General features: G+C 41.2%; 11 protein-coding genes and 1 pseudogene. 8 read left to right on the forward strand and 4 right to left on the reverse strand.

The window, feature by feature from the left end:
* Positions 1–4 precede the first annotated feature (4 nt).
* The 3 genes from HUX74_RS09120 to HUX74_RS09130 form a co-directional block, all read right to left on the reverse strand.
* Entirely contained in the window at positions 5–3,214 is a 3,210-nt protein-coding gene (locus HUX74_RS09120; protein ID WP_174646542.1) for a TonB-dependent receptor, read from the reverse strand.
* A gap of 63 nt (positions 3,215–3,277) precedes the next feature.
* Entirely contained in the window at positions 3,278–4,459 is a 1,182-nt protein-coding gene (locus tag HUX74_RS09125; RefSeq protein ID WP_117652537.1) for a glycoside hydrolase family 172 protein, read from the reverse strand.
* A gap of 28 nt (positions 4,460–4,487) precedes the next feature.
* Positions 4,488–5,426: an FGGY-family carbohydrate kinase gene (locus HUX74_RS09130; protein WP_254592864.1), complete on the reverse strand. Its 939-nt coding sequence runs from the start codon at positions 5,424–5,426 to the stop codon at positions 4,488–4,490.
* On the opposite strand from HUX74_RS09130, the gene HUX74_RS09135 reads away from it, so the two are divergent.
* The 8 genes and pseudogenes from HUX74_RS09135 to HUX74_RS09170 all read left to right on the forward strand — a co-directional run bounded on the left by HUX74_RS09135 (position 5,415) and on the right by HUX74_RS09170 (position 18,982).
* Complete coding sequence (locus HUX74_RS09135) at positions 5,415–6,557, forward strand: DUF6786 family protein (protein WP_174646543.1); 1,143 nt, start codon at positions 5,415–5,417, stop codon at positions 6,555–6,557. The two genes, HUX74_RS09130 and HUX74_RS09135, sit on opposite strands and share 12 nt — an antisense overlap.
* Before the next feature lie 25 nt (positions 6,558–6,582).
* Positions 6,583–8,013 (forward strand): L-fucose:H+ symporter permease, encoded by a 1,431-nt coding sequence (fucP, locus tag HUX74_RS09140; RefSeq protein WP_174646544.1) that lies wholly within the window; start codon positions 6,583–6,585, stop codon positions 8,011–8,013.
* Between the two features lie 11 nt (positions 8,014–8,024).
* Complete coding sequence (locus HUX74_RS09145) at positions 8,025–9,665, forward strand: ribulokinase (protein WP_117967164.1); 1,641 nt, start codon at positions 8,025–8,027, stop codon at positions 9,663–9,665.
* A gap of 29 nt (positions 9,666–9,694) precedes the next feature.
* A complete protein-coding gene (locus HUX74_RS09150) occupies positions 9,695–10,870 on the forward strand; it encodes a glycoside hydrolase family 172 protein (protein ID WP_005824687.1) in 1,176 nt (391 codons plus the stop codon).
* 102 nt (positions 10,871–10,972) lie between these two features.
* Complete coding sequence (locus HUX74_RS09155) at positions 10,973–13,897, forward strand: TonB-dependent receptor (protein WP_230391790.1); 2,925 nt, start codon at positions 10,973–10,975, stop codon at positions 13,895–13,897.
* A gap of 18 nt (positions 13,898–13,915) precedes the next feature.
* A complete protein-coding gene (locus tag HUX74_RS09160) occupies positions 13,916–15,490 on the forward strand; it encodes a RagB/SusD family nutrient uptake outer membrane protein (RefSeq protein WP_057282217.1) in 1,575 nt (524 codons plus the stop codon).
* A gap of 76 nt (positions 15,491–15,566) precedes the next feature.
* Positions 15,567–17,542, forward strand: a pseudogene (locus HUX74_RS09165) (glycoside hydrolase family 97 protein).
* A gap of 6 nt (positions 17,543–17,548) precedes the next feature.
* Positions 17,549–18,982: a DUF4185 domain-containing protein gene (locus tag HUX74_RS09170; protein WP_117974552.1), complete on the forward strand. Its 1,434-nt coding sequence runs from the start codon at positions 17,549–17,551 to the stop codon at positions 18,980–18,982.
* A 70-nt stretch (positions 18,983–19,052) separates the two neighbouring features.
* Here the strand turns inward: HUX74_RS09170 and HUX74_RS09175 are convergent, their stop codons facing one another.
* Positions 19,053–19,931 (reverse strand): DMT family transporter, encoded by an 879-nt coding sequence (locus HUX74_RS09175; protein ID WP_117965076.1) that lies wholly within the window; start codon positions 19,929–19,931, stop codon positions 19,053–19,055.
* Between the last annotated feature and the right edge of the window lie 4 nt (positions 19,932–19,935).

Here is a 19,935-nt window from a genome sequence, read left to right on the forward strand (position 1 = left end):
TTAGTTAGAAAGAAACATTAATACCAAAGTTAAAAGTGAACGGTGTCAGATAAGCATAAGAGGGATACTCAGGGTCAAAACTTGTATACTTATCAGCTCCCCAAAACTTTTTCAATGTAAACACATTATCAGCGGATACATACAAACGCAAGTTTTTCATGTACATCTTTTCTGTGATATGGGTTGGAAATGTATACCCCAGTTCAATATTCCTCAACTTAAGATATGAACCGTCTTCTACAAAATAAGAGGAAAAACGTTGTTCATTATTGGAAGTATTATTTGTTATGGCCGGAATATCAGAATTGGGATTATCAGGTGACCAAGCATTTAACATACGAGTGGCATGATTCTTCCAAGCAGGATTCGTATAAAGCCAAATATCACTTTCCTTCTTCCAGTCACTATTTACATCATTACCGAACAAACCTTCAAAAAATAGATTCAAGTCAAAACCTTTATAAGCAAAATCAAAATTAAGCCCACCAAAGAAGTCAGGGTCAGTACATCCAATCCAAGTTCTATCATATGTCTCATTAATCACACCATCACCATCCAAATCTTTGTAACGGATACGTCCAATAGCCTTACCCGGTTGGTCTGCATGGGCATCAACCTCTTCTTGAGTACGAAAAATACCATCAGCCACTAATCCATACATAGCATTAGGCGAATGCCCTAAAATTAAATCATTTACACCGTCACCTGCGTATTTATTAATTACATTAGAAGGAAGTTCTGTCAATTTGGTCTTATATGTACCAATATTAGCTGTAATGGCCCATCGGAAATCATTTGTAGGTTCACTCCTGAAAGTCAAGGCAAATTCCACTCCCTGATTATTCATACTGGCCCCATTAATCCAAGGCTCACCACCTTCACCCATTGCAGCAATATACGGAGTTTGTACAAGAATATCCTCTGTTTTTTTATAATAGTAATCAAAAGCTCCTGTTAAACGTTGATTGAAAAATCCAAAATCAACACCAACATTGGTTTGTTTCGTTGTCTCCCACTTTAAATCAGGATTACCTATCCATGTTCTTTTATAACCTGATTGTAAATCACCTGTCTCTTGTCCTTCAATGGGATAAGCAGTAGAAAGATAATCAGTAGTAAACGGAGTCGTTGTATAACCACGTGGTAGTCCCTGTACACTACCATTAGCACCCCAACTAAGACGGAATTTTAAATCAGACAACCAGTCTGCATCTTCCATAAAGGCTTCATCTTTAATTCTCCAACCAGCAGAAAAAGCAGGAAATACACCATAACGATTGTTAACACCAAATAAAGAAGACCCATCACGACGTACTGTTGCAGACAATAAGTACTTACCAGCATAGGAATAGTTAGCTTTAGCAAATAAAGAGAAGTAAGTATATTCATCAGCAGAACTACCTAAAGTAATTTCACTACCAGTAGCAACACCTATATGAGCAAAATCACGATCTTCTAAATAAAGTCCTTCTCTTTTTGCAGAAAAACCTTCTTGTACATAACGAGTAAATTCACTCCCCAATACAGCATCAACATGATGTTTGTCAAAACTCTTATTATAAGACAAAGTATTAGTCCATACATAACTTAATGGATGCGACTGACTACTAGTCACATAATTTTTAGTATTGCTTCTAAACCCAGTTTCTGTAAAAGCACCGTCTATCGCTCTACTATAAGAATTACCATAATCCAGTCCAAATTGAGTTCTGGCTGAAATTCCATTCCAAATATTCACATCCATAAAAATATCACCAACAATTTTTACATAATTATTGATATTATCTTTACCCATTGTCATTAGACGTACCGGATTATTTATATCATCAAGTCCAGCGGGACCTGCCCAATTACCATTTACATCATAAACAGGAACGATAGATGGCATAATCATAGCATTAAATGTTTGGTACTGGTCTTTATATTGCAAATAAGATATAGCCAAATTCTCACCTATTTTCACACGATCCTTAATTAAATCATATTCTGTGTTAACACGTACTGAATATTGCTTGAAAAAAGAATGAATTTGTGTACCTTGATTATTAGTATATCCTAATGAAAATAAACTTTTAGCTTTCTCTGAACCATTAGAAATAGTCAACTGGTGATTTGTAGAAATAGCAGTACGAAATATTTCATCCATCCAGTCTGTATCCGCAGTTTTCACTAAATGATCACTGTCCAGAAAGTCCTTCACTCGCATATTATCCATCACTAACATACCATTCTCACCTCTATGATAGTCATATTCATAACCATTTGGGAACAACAAAGCTGACCCATAGGCCCACTCGTCATAAGCAGCGGCACGGAAAGCAGCAATACCAAACTGTTCGGTATTCATCATTTCGGGTTTATTCAATATAGAACTAACAGAAACACTGCCATTATAATCAATAGTAGTCTTACCTATTTTACCTTTCTTGGTTTGAATCAAAATTACACCACCAGAAGCACGTGCACCATAAATTGAAGCAGAAGCAGCATCTTTCAAAACTTGAATAGACTCAATGTCACCTGAATTTATATCACGAAGATTCAGGTTCTCTGTTGGCATACCATCTAATACTATCAAAGGGGTTACAGCTCCAGATAAAGAAGATAAACCACGAATCTGGATACCTACACTTTCAGCAGGATTGCCACCGCTAGTTGTAATCTTTACACCAGCCATCTTGCCTTGTAAAGATTTCATAGCATTAGCAGAAGTTTTTTTAATATCCTTTGTATCTGCCATAGATACAGAACCCGTAAGATCAGCTTTTCTTTGAGTCATATAACCAGTGTATACAACGACTTCAGACAACATCGTAGCATCACTTTTCATAATAATATCCAAAGATCTCAAACCTTTAACAGAATATTCTTCTGTTTTTTGACCAATATAAGAAAAGACTAATATAGCATTATCAGAAGGTATTCTTATCGAATATTTTCCCTCCACATCAGTAGTTGTACCTATAGTAGTTCCTTTAACGATAACATTCACCCCAATAAGAGGCTCATTAGTCCCTTCTTCCAGAACTGTTCCTTGTATTACTCTCGCTTGTTGAATCTCATTAGAAGTATCTACACCATGCTCAGATACTTGAATAGATCCATTTGTCCCCGATGCAGCAGTTGCAAGAGGCAAATTATCCCCTGCATACACTGCAAATGATAGCATTGATGCCAATGCTATGAAACCATTCCTCTTAAAAGAAATCCTCATAATACTTTGATTTAATAGTTAATAAAAAAACAACGTAATTTTAAATATTGGGTATACCCAATTTTACCATCTTGGAATTTCCAAATCGTCCTTGCTCGGCAAAGCCGGGAATTTGGCATGCGGCTCGGCCTGGTACCAGAAAGTGGTCGACGAGATATCCGACTTCTGGTTGTTGTAGCGTCCGTCATGACGCCATCCCAAATCCTGTATCGTGACTTTCAGGTCCTTGTCGAAGCGTACCGGGTCAAGGATATGCCAGCGGTACAGCCCGAAAGCGGTCACCGCACGGTACAGCCCGTCGGGACGGATTACCTGGTGCATACCGGCATAAGGGGTGGTGAACTCCTGGTACTGGTGCGTCTTCTGGTTCTCGAAATTGTACGAACCGCAGAAGTAGTCCTCAGCCCCGGTTCCGCAGATAGTCGGATATTCCTTGTCACCGTCCATGTAGAACTTGATTTCCCCTTCACCCCACCAGCAGTTGTCGTTTACACGCCACGCCAGGTAGGTACCCACGTACTGTCCCTTGCCCTTCACACCGTCAATCAGCGTGTGCAGTGACCCCTGGGTCGGGTTGGAGCGGCGGAACTGCGCGTGGAAGTAGGCCTCGTCCTCAGGAACTTCTGTCAGGGTGTAGTTGATTTGGTAGTACAGACGCATCTCCTCGGCAGTGTTGATGTTCTCCAGCGTGATACGAGCTTTCTTGCGGAAAGGCATCTTCCAGTAACAGTTGAAGGCGCTGCCCGGATTCACGCAGACGGCCAGTGAGGATAGCTGTGCATATTCATTGTATGCGCTGCAGAAGAAGTCACCCACCGGACATTCGACGGAAGGCTCCTTCTCGTCGTCCCAGTACATTCTCAGGATGGAGAAGCGCCAGTTCCCGGTCGGTGTCATCCAGATCTGCTGGATGGCTCCCGGACCCTCGATTTCCGCAATCGTGATTGTCTCTCCCGGTTTCACGATGATGAAGGGGTTTACCTTCCAACCCTTGCCCAGGTCCTTGGCCGCATGGTGGGCGTTGGCCACATTCCGCTGGTCCTTGTCCCTGACCGGGTCGGCCATGCCGCCCTTGCCCTTCTCGCCCGTGAAGTTCTCGGGGCTAATGGAACGTGTCTTCGCATCGGACAGTCTTGACAGGTTACCCATGTTCATGTCCAGACCGTTGAACGGGTAGTTGCTTTGGGCGTAAACACTCACGGTGACCATGCATAAGGCCGCTAAAATTAATGATTTGATTCTCATGTTTTAAATAGATTAATGGTTTGTATACTTAGTTAATGGTTTCAGCAAGTTTTGCCAGTTCAAGATATTTCTTGTATAGTTTTTCGTAGATGAGGGCTCTTTTTTCATCCGGCCGGTATTCAGCTTCGATGTCCGACCCCATGTGCCTTGTCGCCTCATTGATATCCTTGTACACCCCTGCGGCAACTGCCGCGAACATTGCCGCTCCCAAGGCACAGGTCTGTTCCGAGCGGACCACACGGATAGGCATGTCCAGCACGTCCGCCAGCGTCTGCATCACGAAGGGCGCCTTCTTGCTGATACCTCCGATGGCATTGACCGAATCAATGCGCAGTCCCTGGCCCTTCATATGCTCCACAATACGGCGGGAACCGAAGGCGGTGGCTTCCACCAGCGCACGGAATATTTCCGGGGCGCTGGTACCCAGCGTGAGTCCCGCAACGGCACCCTTCACGTTCTGGTCCGCATCGGGGGTACGGCGGCCGTTCATCCAGTCCAGGGCGACAACACCGTCCTCGGAGGGTTCCATGTCCTGGGCCTCACGGGTGAGTTCCACCAGCATGCCGTCCAGAACTTTCTGCCTGGCCTCTCCTCCGGGGATATCTTTCAGTGTCCATGCCAGCATCTTCCTGAACCAGGCGTAGATGTCTCCGAAAGCCGACTGTCCGGCTTCGAAACCGATGAATCCCGGAAGCACCGAACCGTCCACCTGGCCGCAAATTCCCTTGATACAGCGTCCACCTACCTCGTCTTTGCCGGTAACCATGATGTCGCAGGTGGATGTTCCCATGATACGTGTCAGTATCCCCGGGGCGACGGATGCGCCTACGGCTCCCATATGGGCGTCCAGCGCCCCCACAGCCACGGCGATTCCTTGGGGAAGTCCAAGCCTGTCTGCCCACTCGGGTGTCAGTTCCCCTGCCTTGGTGTCGCTGGTGTGGGTTTCTGTGAACAGATGGGGGAGCATTTCCTTCAAGGCCGGATTAAGTTCTTAAAGGACCACGGCATTGAATATACTGAATTGGTATCTGCTGATGGGAATTCTAAAGTGATGGTTATTCCTGCATGGCAAGGCCGTGTAATGACTACTTCTGCTTCCGGCGATGAAGGTGATAGTTACGGCTGGATTAATTATCGTTTCATAAATGAAGGCAAAGTCAGTTCTCAATTTAATCCGGTAGGAGGTGAGGAACGCTTCTGGCTTGGTCCGGAAGGTGGTCCGTTCTCACTTTATTTTAAGGAAGGACAAGAGCAGGTTTATGATAATTGGATAGTTCCTCCGGTACTTGATACTGAAGCTTTTGACATAAAGTCGCAAGACAACAGTAGTATCCGTTTTGTGAAAGATACTCGTTTGACAAATGCTTCCGGTACTACTTTTGATATGAATATTGACCGTACTGTATCGTTGATGGATGCCGGTGAAGTGGCTGCCGATTTTAATATCCAGCTTACAAATGATATGAAAATTGTAGCTTACAAGAGTGAGAATAAGATTACCAATACAGGTGACAAGGCATGGACAAAAGAGGGTGGTCTTGTATCTGTGTGGATGCTCGGCTGTTTTAATCCTACACCGACCACTACTGTATTCATTCCTTATAAGCAAGATGCGGAAGGAACAATCGTGAATGATGAATATTTCGGTAAGATACCGGCGGATAGGCTGATAAAGGAAAATGGTATTATCTATTTCAAGATTGACGGGCTCTATCGTTCCAAGCTGGGATTGCCGGCTTCACGGGCAACGGATATTTGCGGAAGTTATGATTCATCAAAAGGCGTACTCACAATCCTGTGGTGTAGTCTTCCCGAAACTCCTTCAGTCTACGTAAATGGTCAATGGGGACCTCAGGAAGATCCGTTTGCCGGAGATGTAATCAACTCTTATAATGACGGTCCGGTAGAAGACGGTTCTATAATGGGACCTTTCTATGAAATTGAAACGTCTTCTCCTGGTGCGGAGCTGGCTCCCGGTGCCTCATTGGTCCATACGCAAAAGGTGATTCATATACAGGGTAAGGATGAACAACTGGCTCCTATCGTGCAAGATTTATTTGGAGCAGATTTGAATGTAATAAAAACAAAATTTCAATAGGGTAACTATATAATAGAGAATTCGTATGGAATCAAATAAAATAATACCGAAAGGAATCCTCTTCCCATTCATTCTGCTCACGACTCTTTTCTTTGCTTGGGCTGTGCCGAATAATCTGACAGATACTATGCTTGCAGCTTTCAAGCGCATCATGAGTATGAGTGACTCAAAAACAGCTTGGATACAGGTAGTGTGCTATTTGTTGGGATATGGATGTTGTGCTGTTCCCGGTGCCTTGTTTATCAAGAAATACACTTATAAATCAGGCGTGATGCTGGGACTTGGTCTATATGCATTTGGGGCTTTACTGTTCTATCCTGCCATGCTTAGCTCGGGAGTGAATGTTGATTTCAGCTTCTTTATGTATCTGCTGGCAATCTTTGTTCTCTTTGCCGGACTTTCAGTTCTGGAGACGTCTACTAATTCTTATGTATTGGCAATCGGTCCTGAAAGTACCGCGACACGCCGTTTGAATCTGTCTCAGGCCTTCAATCCGTTCGGAGCGATTACGGGAGTGGTGATCAGTCAGATTTTCATCCTCTCACAACTGAATGGAATGACAGCGACAGAGCGTGCCCAACTTCCGGCTGAGGAGCTGGCCGCCATCCAGGGGCAGGAATTGAATGCTGTTACTACTGCTTATGTGGTACTTGGTCTGGTGATGTTGGTGCTCTTACTTGCTATTCGGCTTACCAAAATGCCTAATCTTAGTGAAAAAGGTGAAAAAATAGAGTTTGGTGCCACTCTTCGTCGTCTTATAAAGAATAAGAATTATGTATGGGGTGTAATAGCACAATTTTTCAATATTGGTGCACAGATAGCCGTATGGTCATTCGTGATCCGTTATGCTATGGTACAGCTGAATTTTGACGGTGTATTGGCTTCTTTAGGAGATTCTGCTTCTGCAGATGCTGTTGTAAATGCATTACGGGGAGTGAAACCGGTAGCTGCCGCATTCTATAATTGTTGTGAATGGCTTGGATTGAATGATTTGCTGCCACGTACAGCAGAACAGGCTGCAGCTACTTACTATATCATGTCACTTATTCTCTTTGTAGTAATGAGATTCGTATGTACTGCCATGATGAAATATGTGAAAGCTTATAAACTCTTGATAGGACTTGCGCTTCTTGCTGTAATGTGTTGTTTGGGTGCCATGTTCGGCAAGGGCAGTTTCGGCGTCTATTGCCTGATGGGCATTTCTGGTTGTATGTCATTGATGTTCCCGACCATTTATGGTTTTGGTCTTACAGGTTTGGGGGATGATACTAAGATTGGAGGTTCATTCATGGTAATGGCTATTGCCGGTGCTGCCGTTCTGACCCAAATTCAGGGTATTGTCTCCGACCAGACGGGTAGTATTATGGCTGCATATGTTGTACCGGCCGTTGCTTTTGCAGTGATTGCCTATTATGGGTTCTTCATTGCAAGAAAACAAGAATTGACAACCAAATAATGCTTTAGACTATGGAATCAAACAAGAAATACGTTATCGGTCTTGATTTTGGTACGGATTCTTGTCGTGCACTGGTAGTGGATACATATACTGGCCGTGAAATGGCTACGGGGGTAAGTTTTTACCCCCGTTGGAAAGCGGGACTTTACTGCGATGCACACAACAATCGTTATCGCCAACATCCATTGGATTATATTGAATCCATGACAGAGGCTGTACATATAGCTTTATCTGATTTGAAGGAAGAAGAAATTACTTCTATTTGCGGATTATGTTTTGACACAACTGGTAGTACTCCTGCTTTAACCGATAAGGCAGGAATGCCATTAGCTTTGCGCCCTGAATTTGCAGAAGAACCGGATGCTATGTTTATTCTTTGGAAAGATCATACAGCTGTTCGAGAAGCTGAGCAAATCAACGCACTGATCAATCAACGCAACCTTGATTATTTGCTTTATGAAGGTGGTACTTATTCATCAGAATGGGTATGGTCAAAGGTTTTACATATTATTAACACAAACGTCGCTATAAAGGATGTTGCTTATGCTTGGGTAGAACATTGTGATTGGATGACCGGATTAGTAACTGGTAATACTATTCCGGAACAGATCTTTCGTAGCCGTTGTGCTGCTGGACATAAAGCAATGTGGCATGCCAGTTGGGGTCTTCCTTCCGGCGAAGTTCTCGAAGAACTTAATCCGGCCCTGAAGGAAATGCTCCCCCATCTGTTCACAGAAACCCACACCAGCGACACCAAGGCAGGGGAACTGACACCCGAGTGGGCAGACAGGCTTGGACTTCCCCAAGGAATCGCCGTGGCTGTGGGGGCGCTGGACGCCCATATGGGAGCCGTAGGCGCATCCGTCGCCCCGGGGATACTGACACGTATCATGGGAACATCCACCTGCGACATCATGGTTGCCGGCAAAGACGAGGTAGGCGGACGCTGTATCAAGGGAATCTGCGGCCAGGTGGACGGTTCGGTGCTTCCGGGATTCATCGGTTTCGAAGCCGGACAGTCGGCTTTCGGAGACATCTACGCCTGGTTCAGGAAGATGCTGGCATGGACACTGAAAGATATCCCCGGAGGAGAGGCCAGGCAGAAAGTTCTGGACGGCATGCTGGTGGAACTCACCCGTGAGGCCCAGGACATGGAACCCTCCGAGGACGGTGTTGTCGCCCTGGACTGGATGAACGGCCGCCGTACCCCCGATGCGGACCAGAACGTGAAGGGTGCCGTTGCGGGACTCACGCTGGGTACCAGCGCCCCGGAAATATTCCGTGCGCTGGTGGAAGCCACCGCCTTCGGTTCCCGCCGTATTGTGGAGCATATGAAGGGCCAGGGACTGCGCATTGATTCGGTCAATGCCATCGGAGGTATCAGCAAGAAGGCGCCCTTCGTGATGCAGACGCTGGCGGACGTGCTGGACATGCCTATCCGTGTGGTCCGCTCGGAACAGACCTGTGCCTTGGGAGCGGCAATGTTCGCGGCAGTTGCCGCAGGGGTGTACAAGGATATCAATGAGGCGACAAGGCATATGGGGTCGGACATCGAGGCTGAATACCGGCCGGATGAGAAAAGAGCCCTCATCTACGAAAAACTATACAAGAAATATCTTGAACTGGCAAAACTTGCTGAAACCATTAACTAAATATACAAACCTATTAATTTATTTAAACCATGAAAATCAAATTTTTTATCTTAGCAGCCTTATGTATGGCAACTATAAGCATTTACGCTCAAAATTTTAATGGACTTGACATGAATATGGGTAATTTATATCGCTTATCCAATGCCAAGACACGTTCCATCAGCCCTGAAAACTTTACAGGTGAGAAAGGTAAAGGTGGTATGGCTGATCCAATTACAGATAAAGAAAAAATAAATCAAGCTAATGCACATCATGCAGCTAAAACTTTAGGGCAAGGCTGGAAAGTCAATCCTTATGTAAACATTGGCCCTAACGAAACTTTTACTTTAGCAGAAATCGAAGGCCCTGGTTCTATACAACAAATTTGGATGACACCAACAGGTGAATGGAGAAAAACAATTATTCGCTTTTATTGGGATGATGAAAAAGAACCTTCTGTAGAGTGCCCTATAGGTGATTTTTTCTGCAGTGGTTGGGGACTATATTCTCCATTAAGTTCATTAGCAGTTTGTGTAAACCCTGGTAGTGCGTTCAATTGTTATTGGCAAATGCCTTTCCGCAAAAAATGTAAAATTACAATGGAAAACATTGACCCCAATAATGAAATGAGAGTTTATTACCAAATAAACTACACTTTAACAGAAGTTCCTGAGGATGCAGCTTATTTTCATGCACAATTCCGTCGCTCAAATCCTAATATAAATTCTGACCATGTATTGGTTGATGGTATTAAAGGTAAAGGACAATACGTTGGTACATATATTGCTTGGCAAGTGAATAATAACGGTTGGTGGGGTGAAGGTGAAATTAAATTCTTCATGGATGGTGATAAGAAATTTCCGACAATCTGCGGTACTGGTACAGAAGATTACTTTTGCGGATCTTACAACTTTGAAAATAAAACGACGCATCAATATGAAGAATTCACTACTCCTTATGCAGGATTACATCAGATTATTCGCCCAGATGGAGTTTATCGTTCACAACAACGTTTTGGCATGTATCGTTGGCACATACTTGATCCAATCCGTTTTGAAAAGGATTTAAAAGTTACAATTCAAGATCTTGGATGGCGTAACGACGGCCGATATCTCGATCAGAAATCAGACATTTCTTCTGTTGTATTTTGGTATCAAACTGAACCACATGCTAAATTTCCAACATTACCTTCAGTAGACGATCTAGAAATTGTACGACCTTTTTAAAATACTCTGAGAAATATATAATTATTTATCTAAACATTTTATCACTTTGAATCTATGCTAAATTTTTATCAAAAAAGGACTTTGTCCAATACAATTCGACTAATGACAATATTATATATGTTATGCATATGTCAATTAGCTATTGCACAAACCAAAAACTTCCAAGGTGTCGTAAAAGATGCAAAAGGCAACACATTACCAGGAGTTACAATATTGGAAACTGGCACCAGTAATGGAGTTTCAACAAATATTGACGGAATATTTGAGATAAAATTAAGACCTGGCAGTACATTAACAGTAAGTTATATTGGATACATTACTCGCACCATTCCAACTAACGATAAAACTACTTTTTTAAACATCATTCTTGAAGAAGATGTATTTCAGCTTGATGATGTGGTAGTGGTAGGTTATGGTTCCATGAAAAAAGGTGAAGTAACCAGTGCTATTACATCAGTAAAAAAAGACGATTTTCTTGCCGGGATGGTAAAAAGTCCCGAACAACTCCTTCAAGGAAAAGTAGCAGGTCTTCAACTTTCAAATTATACTGGTGATCCTGTATTAGGACTCGAAATGACTATTCGAGGTGTTAATTCATTATCTGGTAATACTAGTCCATTGATCGTTATTGACGGAATTCCAGGTGGTAGTTTAACAGCTATTTCAAGTGAAGACATAGAATCTATAGATGTGCTAAAAGATGGTTCTGCAGCTGCTATTTATGGTACTCGTGGTACAAATGGTGTCATTGTAATTACTACCAATCGTGCTAAAGCGACTAAACTTTCCATGGAGTATAATGGATCTATCTCATTTGAAACATTTGCAAAACATGCTGATATGTTAACAGCCAATGATTATCGTAGATTAACAGATGATCCTGATTTTCCAGGTATTCAAGATGAGGGAACTACCACTGATTGGGTGGACGCTATTAGTCGTACAGCTATCAGCCACAATCATTTTCTTTCTTTGAAAGGTGGTAGCGCTGAATCCAATTACGTAGCTTCCATAGATTATCGCAAACGTGAAGGTGTCATTCGTCATACAGATCGTGAATCTATTACAGCTAAAATAGGTCTAAATCATAATATGTTCAATAATAAATTACGCTTTCAATTCAATATAAATGATAGTTATGTCACCCAACAACGTGCATGGTATGCAGCCTATTTAAATGCTTTATTAGAAAATCCTACCCGCCCTATCTATGATGAAAATGGAAATTATACGGAATATAAAGTAAATCTTAAACCTTATAATCCGGTTGCCATGATTAATGAAGAATATGATGTAGAAGGATACAATCAATTAATGATGAGCGGGAAAATAACTTTATCACCAATTGAAGGTCTTAATCTAAGTGTGATGGGAGCTATGCAACGTTTTGATCGCATGGAGAATAAAAGCAATACATTTAAACATATGACTACTGTGGTAAACGGAGATTATGGTAATGTTTGGAATTGGGCTGATAATACAATGCAAAAGAATTTAGAATTGGTAGGTGATTATACCAAATCATTAGGTTTACACAATCTAGGTGCCATGATAGGTTATAGTTACCAAGATGATGATGCTAAAGGTATATATCAATGGGCAAAAGATTTTCCAACAGATATGTTTGGACCTTGGAATATTGGTTCTATGAATGATATGAAGGATAATAAGGCAGCTATGACCAGTTATAGAAATACTCATAAACTAATTTCATTTTTTGGTCGATTGACTTATAATTACAATGAAAAGTATATGTTTATGGCCAGTTTACGCCGTGAAGGTTCATCACGCTTTGGAGATAACCATAAATGGGGTTGGTTTCCTGCTATATCAGCAGGATGGCGCATTAGCAAAGAGAATTTTATGCAAGATATCCAATGGTTAGATGACTTAAAAGTTCGCATAGGTTATGGCGTTACAGGTAATGAAGTCACATCTAATTTACTATCCATGTATTTGTTAAATTATGGTGGATATGCATATATTAATGGAAAATGGACACAAGGTGCAGGTCCATACCAAAATCCTAATCCCGATTTAAAATGGGAAACGAAGAGTGAGTTAAATTTGGGACTTGATTTTTCATTCCTAAAAAATAGACTTTCTGGTTCTATTGATATTTATCACCGTGAAACTTCAGATCTACTTTCTACCTATGAAGTACCAACTCCACCTTACATTGTATCAAGTATGATGGCAAATGTTGGAAAAATTAGAAATCAAGGCATCGAATTGTTATTAAGTGGTACTCCTATTAAAACACGCTATTTACGTTTTGACATTACAGGAACATTTTCCTATAACAAAAATAAAATCATTTCTTTATCAAATGGACTTTATCAAAAAGATTATTGGTATGAAGGAGCTACCGGTTCACCAATTCAAACCCATACTCACATAGTAAGAGAAGGTGATCCCGTTGGTAATTTCCATGGTTTCCAGACTCATAGTCTTACATCTGATGGTTTATGGATGGTATATGGTACTGATGGTCAACCCAAATTATTGACTGATGCTGATGATGGCGACAAAAAAGTTATTGGTAATGGTATTCCAACAACTTATGGAAGTCTAAATTTAGCATTAAGCTATAAAGGTTTCGACGTATCTGTTATGTTCCGCGGTGCATTCAATTTTCAAGTCTTGAACCGCCAACGTATGCATTGGGAAACAACCTCACGTATTGGAGAAGGCAATCTACCTCGCTCAGTATTGGAAAAACCATTTGGTAGTAATTCATATGTAAAAGGTGCTCCTGCTATGCAAAGTTATTATGTAGAAGATGGTGATTATGTAAAATTGGATAATATAAATGTTGGCTATACATTTAATCTTAAAAAACAAAAAGTCATTCAACGTCTTCGTCTATATGTAGCAGGCAATAATTTACTCACAATGACTGGTTATAAAGGACTAGATCCAGAAGTTAGTATTAAAGGACTTGCTCCTGGTGTTGAAGGATCTGGTGCAGGCGAATTATATCCTACTACACGTCAGTTCACTGTTGGCTTAAATCTTTTATTTTAACCTTAAAAAATTACAGCAATGTTCAAAAAACAATATATTACTGGTGCATTTTTAGCTGTTATCTCTTTATTCAGTTCTTGTACCAATTTGGATGAAGAAATTTTTAGTAGCATCCCTGAAAAAGACTTTTATAAAACTGAATCTGAATTCTTGGCAGCCATGGTTCCCATATATTCCAGTATGCGTACCTTAACAGAACATTCAAACTGGTGGGATTTAGAAGAAACTACCGATGTTTGTGTTACTCCAGTTAAAAATCATGGCTTATGGTATGATGGAGGTATTTATATTCGCTTACACCAACATTCTTGGATGGAAGAAGATGCACATCTAAACAATATATGGAATGCATTATATTCAGGTGTCTCAAGTGCTAATAGAGTTCTTTACCAATTTGAAAATTCAACAATAGAAATGAATGGTAAAGAAAATTATATTGCAGAATTAAAAGTAGCTCGCGCATTTTATTATTACTTACTACTAGAAGCTTTTGGTAATGTTCCCATTATTGATCGATTTGATGTTCCTGATGGTTATTTACCAGCAACAGAGCCACGGTCTAAAGTTTTTGAATTCGTTGAGTCGGAATTAAAAAATAATATCAATAACTTAAGTGAAGATGTCTTAAACACCTATGGACGTTTTAATAAATGGAACGCAAAAATGCTTTTGGCACGTCTATATTTGAATGCTGAAGCATGGATAGGAACTCCCATGTATAATGAATGTGAAAATTTATGCAATGAAATTATTGCTACTAATAAATATAGACTAGACGGAGATTATTCACTCCCATTTTCTACAAATAACGAATTGAGTAATGAAACAATGTTTGTAATTCCATTCGATGAAACCAAATCAGGTGGTCAAATTTATATGTGGGCACGCAAAACTTTACACTATTCTCAAATGCAAACTTTCAACCTCCAAGCCACTTGGCTTGATGGTGGGTGCGTCGGAGTTCCTACTTTCTTTGATAACTATATAGAAGGTGATAAGCGTTTAGAAAAAACATGGCGCATGGGACAACAATATGCACTTGATGGTACTCCATTATGGACAAATGGTTGGTGCGGAGACCCACAAATGCTGCTCAGTTATACCAAAGATGTTACTAATATTAGTGGAGATGCTACCATGTATCAAGGGTATCGTTTTGGCAAATATGAAATCAAAATAGGTGCAACAGGTACTCCTGATAATGATTATGTCATTATGAGATATGCCGAAGTATTAATGATGAAAGCTGAATGTATACTCCGTACAGGAGGTAGCTCACAAGAAGCTGCCGAATTAGTAAATGAAGTACGTAGAAGAAACTTCGATACAACCAATGAATTAACCGGTTCAGAATTAGAAGCTACCACAATTTATAATGGAGTTCCAGTAAAATATGGTCGTTTTCTTCAAGAACTTGGTGTAGAATTTGCATTAGAAGGCTTACGTCGAAGTCAACTTATTCGTTTTGATAATAATTTCACAAAAGGTACTTGGTGGGAACACCAGCCTACTAATGATACAAAACGTAATCTCATGCTAATACCATTTGATCAGCTACAACGTAATTCTAATTTAGTACAAAACCCTAAATAATACTATCATATTTCAAGCGGAATTTGAAAAATGTAAATTCCGCTTGTATTTTCTAACTAAATATATTATTATAAAAATGAGAAAACTTTTTATTATATGTGCCCTCCTATTCTGCCTTGGTACCGCTTCAGCCCAGCAGAAGTTCTCTGTGGCATCTCCCGACGGGAAGCTGAAGCTTGTGCTGGACATAGCACCTGAGAAAGTGGCTTACAGCGTGAAATACGGGAAACAGCAGTTGCTGGAGGACTCAAGGCTGGGATTCGAGTTCGACAGCGGGGAGTTCGGGGCAGGACTCAAGGCGGGAAAGGTACAAAGGAGGAAGATAGACGAGACATACGAGCTGGTAGTAGGAAAGGTCAGTAAGGCAAGAAACCACTGCAATGAGATGATAGTCCCCCTGGTGGAGAAGAACGGGAAGGAGAGAACGGTGAACCTGGCTGTAAGGGCATTCAATGATGGGATAGCATTCAGATACGAATTTCCCAAGCAGAAAGCATGGAATTCATACGTGATGTACGATGAAAGGACACAGTTCAACTTACAAGGAAACCCGATGGCGTTGCTCATGTACCTGCCCGGGTATGTAAATACACACGAAGGGGTATACAGTCATGTAAGATATGACAAGGTCGCAAGGAAGAGGCTGATAGAGATGCCCGCCACATTCGAATTCGACAATGGGGTGGCCCTGGCAATAACAGAGGCGGCAATAAGGGACTACGCGGGAATGTACCTGGTGAAGGAGAAGAGTGGACTGGTGGGAAAGCTCTCGCCAAAACTCGGGCAGGAAAAAATAAAGGTTGAAATAGACAGTTTCCCACACCGTACCCCGTGGCGCGTGATATCCGTTGCAGACCGGGTAGGAGGATTACTGGAGACGAACATACTAACAAGTCTGAACGAACCATGCAGGATTGAAGACACTTCATGGATTAAGCCTTGCCGGACCACGTTCACATGGTGGAACGGGAATGTCGTGCCGGACAGCACGTTCTCTCCAGGGAACAATTTCGACACGAACAAGTACTACATTGATTTTGCTGCGCGCAATGGCTTGGATGTACATGGAATCTACGGATATGCGGAAACTCCTTGGTACTATGATGACAACTTCAATTTCGGATGGGCGGGACCCAATGCGGACATCACAAAACCGATACCATGCCTGAACATGCCAAGAATTGGGGAATATGCAAGGAGCAAGGGGGTGGGCATACATCTGAGGGTACACACTGGTGACCGCTCTATGACAAGCTGGAGGAGGCATTCACGCTGTATGAGAAATGGGGGGTCAGGGGACTCATGGTGGACTTCATGGACCGCAATGACCAGGAAATGATCCGTATCCAGGAGGAGATACTGGAATGTGCGGCAAGGCACAGGCTCTTCATACAGTTCCACGGATCGAGCAAGCCCTCAGGGCTGGTGAGGACCTATCCGAATGAGTTCACGAGGGAGGGGACGCTCAACTACGAGGTATGCAAGTGGGACACGCTGGTGAATGCGGACCATGACATTGCGATACCCTTCACCAGGATGCTGGCGGGAGCGACGGACTATCACCTGGGAGGGTTCAGGGCACTGCCACGCTCGGAGTTCAAGATACAGTATGTAAATCCTCATGTAATGAGCACACGCTGCCATATGTTGGCCATGTATGTGGTTTTGGAAAACCATCTCACCTCGTTGTGCGATACGCCAAAGGCTTATGAAGGTCAACCGGGGTTCGAGGTGCTCCGTACCGTGCCGGGAACGTGGGATGAGATAAGAGTTCCGCTGGCAAAAATGAATGAGCATGTCACGGTGGCCCGCAGGAGCGGTTCGGACTGGTGGGTAGGCTCGCTAAACAACGGTACGGAAAAGAATCTGAAATTGAAATTGGACTTCCTTAGTGAGGGGGACTACCAAGCAACGATCTATACCGATGCGGAGGATGTGGACCGGAATCCAAACAATCTGAACAGACTGGTGCGGAAAGTTACAAGGAAGGATATCATTGAACTGAATCTGGCAAGGGATGGAGGAGCGCTATTACATATTACAAAATTATAAAAAATCATGATACGAATACATGTATTATTACTTGCAAGCCTCCTTTCTATATGGGGGCTTACAAGTTGTGAAAATTCGGATACAGATAAAGTAAATAGTTATAATTTAGAAGTTAACCTTTCTCAAAATGAAATTACTGCGATTAATGGTATAATATCTATCAAAGTATCAATAAAAGAATTCGATCAACTAGCTTATTTAGTAATAAATAAAATTAACGATACTAATAACATTTCTGAGAAATATATAAAATCAAATTTATCACCAGAATATATATTTGAATATATTATAAAAAAGGATGATCCTTCTACATTTTATTTTGAATTTATTGCAGTAGATAATAATAATCAGTCATCAGAAATTTCCAAATTGATAGTCAATAAAGGTATCGTCAATTATTCTAGAGAATTAAAATTTTCAAATTTAAAATGTGTATCCCGTATTACTGGTGCTGAAATAAATGGCACAAACGGATTACCTATTGTAGAATTTGAAGTAAATAATCGTACTAATGAATTATACAATGTAGGTGGTACAGATTTAGGTATTGTTTGGGAATTACAACCCGGACATTATGGATTTTTTTTCGGCGATACATTCGGTAGTGACTTTTATCCAAATTTTGTAAATCCAGGACCCAATGGGAGTAACTGGAGAAGTAATGTTTTGCTTTTCTCTGACGATCAAGATCTTTCTGATGGGCTCACCATTAATGGTGCTGCTATGGATGAAAGTGGTAAAAATGCTCGTGAAATATGTTATGGAGGTAAAGATGGAAGTGGTAATGGAGATTGGACTTCTATTCCCACAGCAGCCATTCGTGCCAATGGCATAGATTATGTTCATTACATGAATATTCGTAATTGGGCAGGATGGATAACTAACTTTTCAAGTCTTTACAAATCTTCAGACAATGGAATTACTTGGACACGTTGCCAAAATGTAAAATTTGGTTCAACAAGTAATTTTGGTCAAGTAAGCTATTTCAAAAAAGACGGATATATTTATATGGTGGGTACAATTACTGGACGTGACAATAAGCCTCACCTTGCTCGTTTTTTAGAAGAAAATATTGAAAATCAAACAGAATACGAATTTTGGAATGGAAGTGGATGGATTAAAGGAAATGAAACTGCAGCCACTCCATTATTCAATGATATATCTGGAGAACTTTCCATCGCTTATCATCCAGAATTTAAAAAATGGATATTGCTCTATTTCAATAGTACACGCTATGATATCTCATTCCGAACAGCAGATCATATTATAGGGGAATGGAGTAAACCACAAAAACTAGTCGATGGCTGGCAATATTCACAATTGTATGGTTCTTATATTCACCCCATATCACTCAAAGGAAATATACTTTATTTCATTATGTCTATGTGGCTACCATATAATACTTATTTAATGTCTGCTGAACTCAAATGTAATCTATAAAAAGAATTTTGCTAAATCACATTAATAATGGGGCTGTGTCTTTGCAGACACAACTCCATTTATCTTGTATTTATTTTTTTCCTGCCCAATAAACTCCCCCCAATATCAGTACCGCCCCCATCAAAGCAACTATAGTAAGCTGTTCGCCAAGCAGAAAAGCAGAACCTACCAGAGTGAAGAGAGGATTCAGATAAATATAGTTGGAAGCTCTTATTGTTCCCAGCTGTTTTAAGACTACGTTCCAGACTACAAAACAAATCAAAGAAGCCAATACACCCAGGAAAAGTAAATTGAACAAAATAGCCGGCTCGAGAAGACGGACAATGTCGAAGTTCCAGGGATGAATCAGAAATGCAGGAAGAATAGTCAATACCCCATAAAAAAATATCTTACGGGTAATAAAAATTATACTGTAACGGTTGGACATTTTTCTCATTATTAAACTATAGAATGCCCAGGAAAAAGCTGCAAGTAAAGTAAGGAAATCACCTAAAGGAGAAATCTTTAATACAAAACTACCATTATAAACCACCAATGCCACACCAACCAACGCCAGCAAAGAACCAGCCATCAATCCACGGGTAACCTTTTCCTTTTTATAAATCCACAAAGAAAGAATGGTCGTGAGCAATGGTGCCGTACAGACAATAAATGCCACATTCGTCGCCAATGTAATCTCCAAAGCTGTATTTTCCGTAAAAAAGTAAAATGAACCGCCTGCTATACCTCCTAAAAACAGCCAAGATTCATCTTTCCAATTATCAGCAAACAGTTTTCGGGGAGAAATAAACCAGATGCCCAGATAAGCTATCAGGAAACGAAGCAAGAATATTTCCTGCGGGGAAAGGCTATGCCCAATCAATACTTTCGTTGAAATAAAAGTCAGACCCCAAATACCTACCGTAAGGACGGCGACAATATGATAAATATAATTTTTCATTGCGTTCATACAC

Origin of the sequence: Bacteroides sp. Marseille-P8574, from assembly GCF_902825465.1 — a bacterium.
Taxonomy (GTDB): domain Bacteria; phylum Bacteroidota; class Bacteroidia; order Bacteroidales; family Bacteroidaceae; genus Bacteroides; species Bacteroides uniformis.

Coding starts and splice junctions, on each gene's coding strand:
- HUX74_RS09120 (WP_174646542.1), bottom strand. CDS start 3,214: ATGAGGATTTCTTTTAAGAGGAATGGTTTCATAGCATTGGCATCAATG.
- HUX74_RS09125 (WP_117652537.1), bottom strand. CDS start 4,459: ATGAGAATCAAATCATTAATTTTAGCGGCCTTATGCATGGTCACCGTG.
- HUX74_RS09135 (WP_174646543.1), top strand. CDS start 5,415: ATGGGGGAGCATTTCCTTCAAGGCCGGATTAAGTTCTTAAAGGACCAC.
- HUX74_RS09130 (WP_254592864.1), bottom strand. CDS start 5,426: ATGCTCCCCCATCTGTTCACAGAAACCCACACCAGCGACACCAAGGCA.
- fucP (WP_174646544.1), top strand. CDS start 6,583: ATGGAATCAAATAAAATAATACCGAAAGGAATCCTCTTCCCATTCATT.
- HUX74_RS09145 (WP_117967164.1), top strand. CDS start 8,025: ATGGAATCAAACAAGAAATACGTTATCGGTCTTGATTTTGGTACGGAT.
- HUX74_RS09150 (WP_005824687.1), top strand. CDS start 9,695: ATGAAAATCAAATTTTTTATCTTAGCAGCCTTATGTATGGCAACTATA.
- HUX74_RS09155 (WP_230391790.1), top strand. CDS start 10,973: ATGACAATATTATATATGTTATGCATATGTCAATTAGCTATTGCACAA.
- HUX74_RS09160 (WP_057282217.1), top strand. CDS start 13,916: ATGTTCAAAAAACAATATATTACTGGTGCATTTTTAGCTGTTATCTCT.
- HUX74_RS09170 (WP_117974552.1), top strand. CDS start 17,549: ATGATACGAATACATGTATTATTACTTGCAAGCCTCCTTTCTATATGG.
- HUX74_RS09175 (WP_117965076.1), bottom strand. CDS start 19,931: ATGAACGCAATGAAAAATTATATTTATCATATTGTCGCCGTCCTTACG.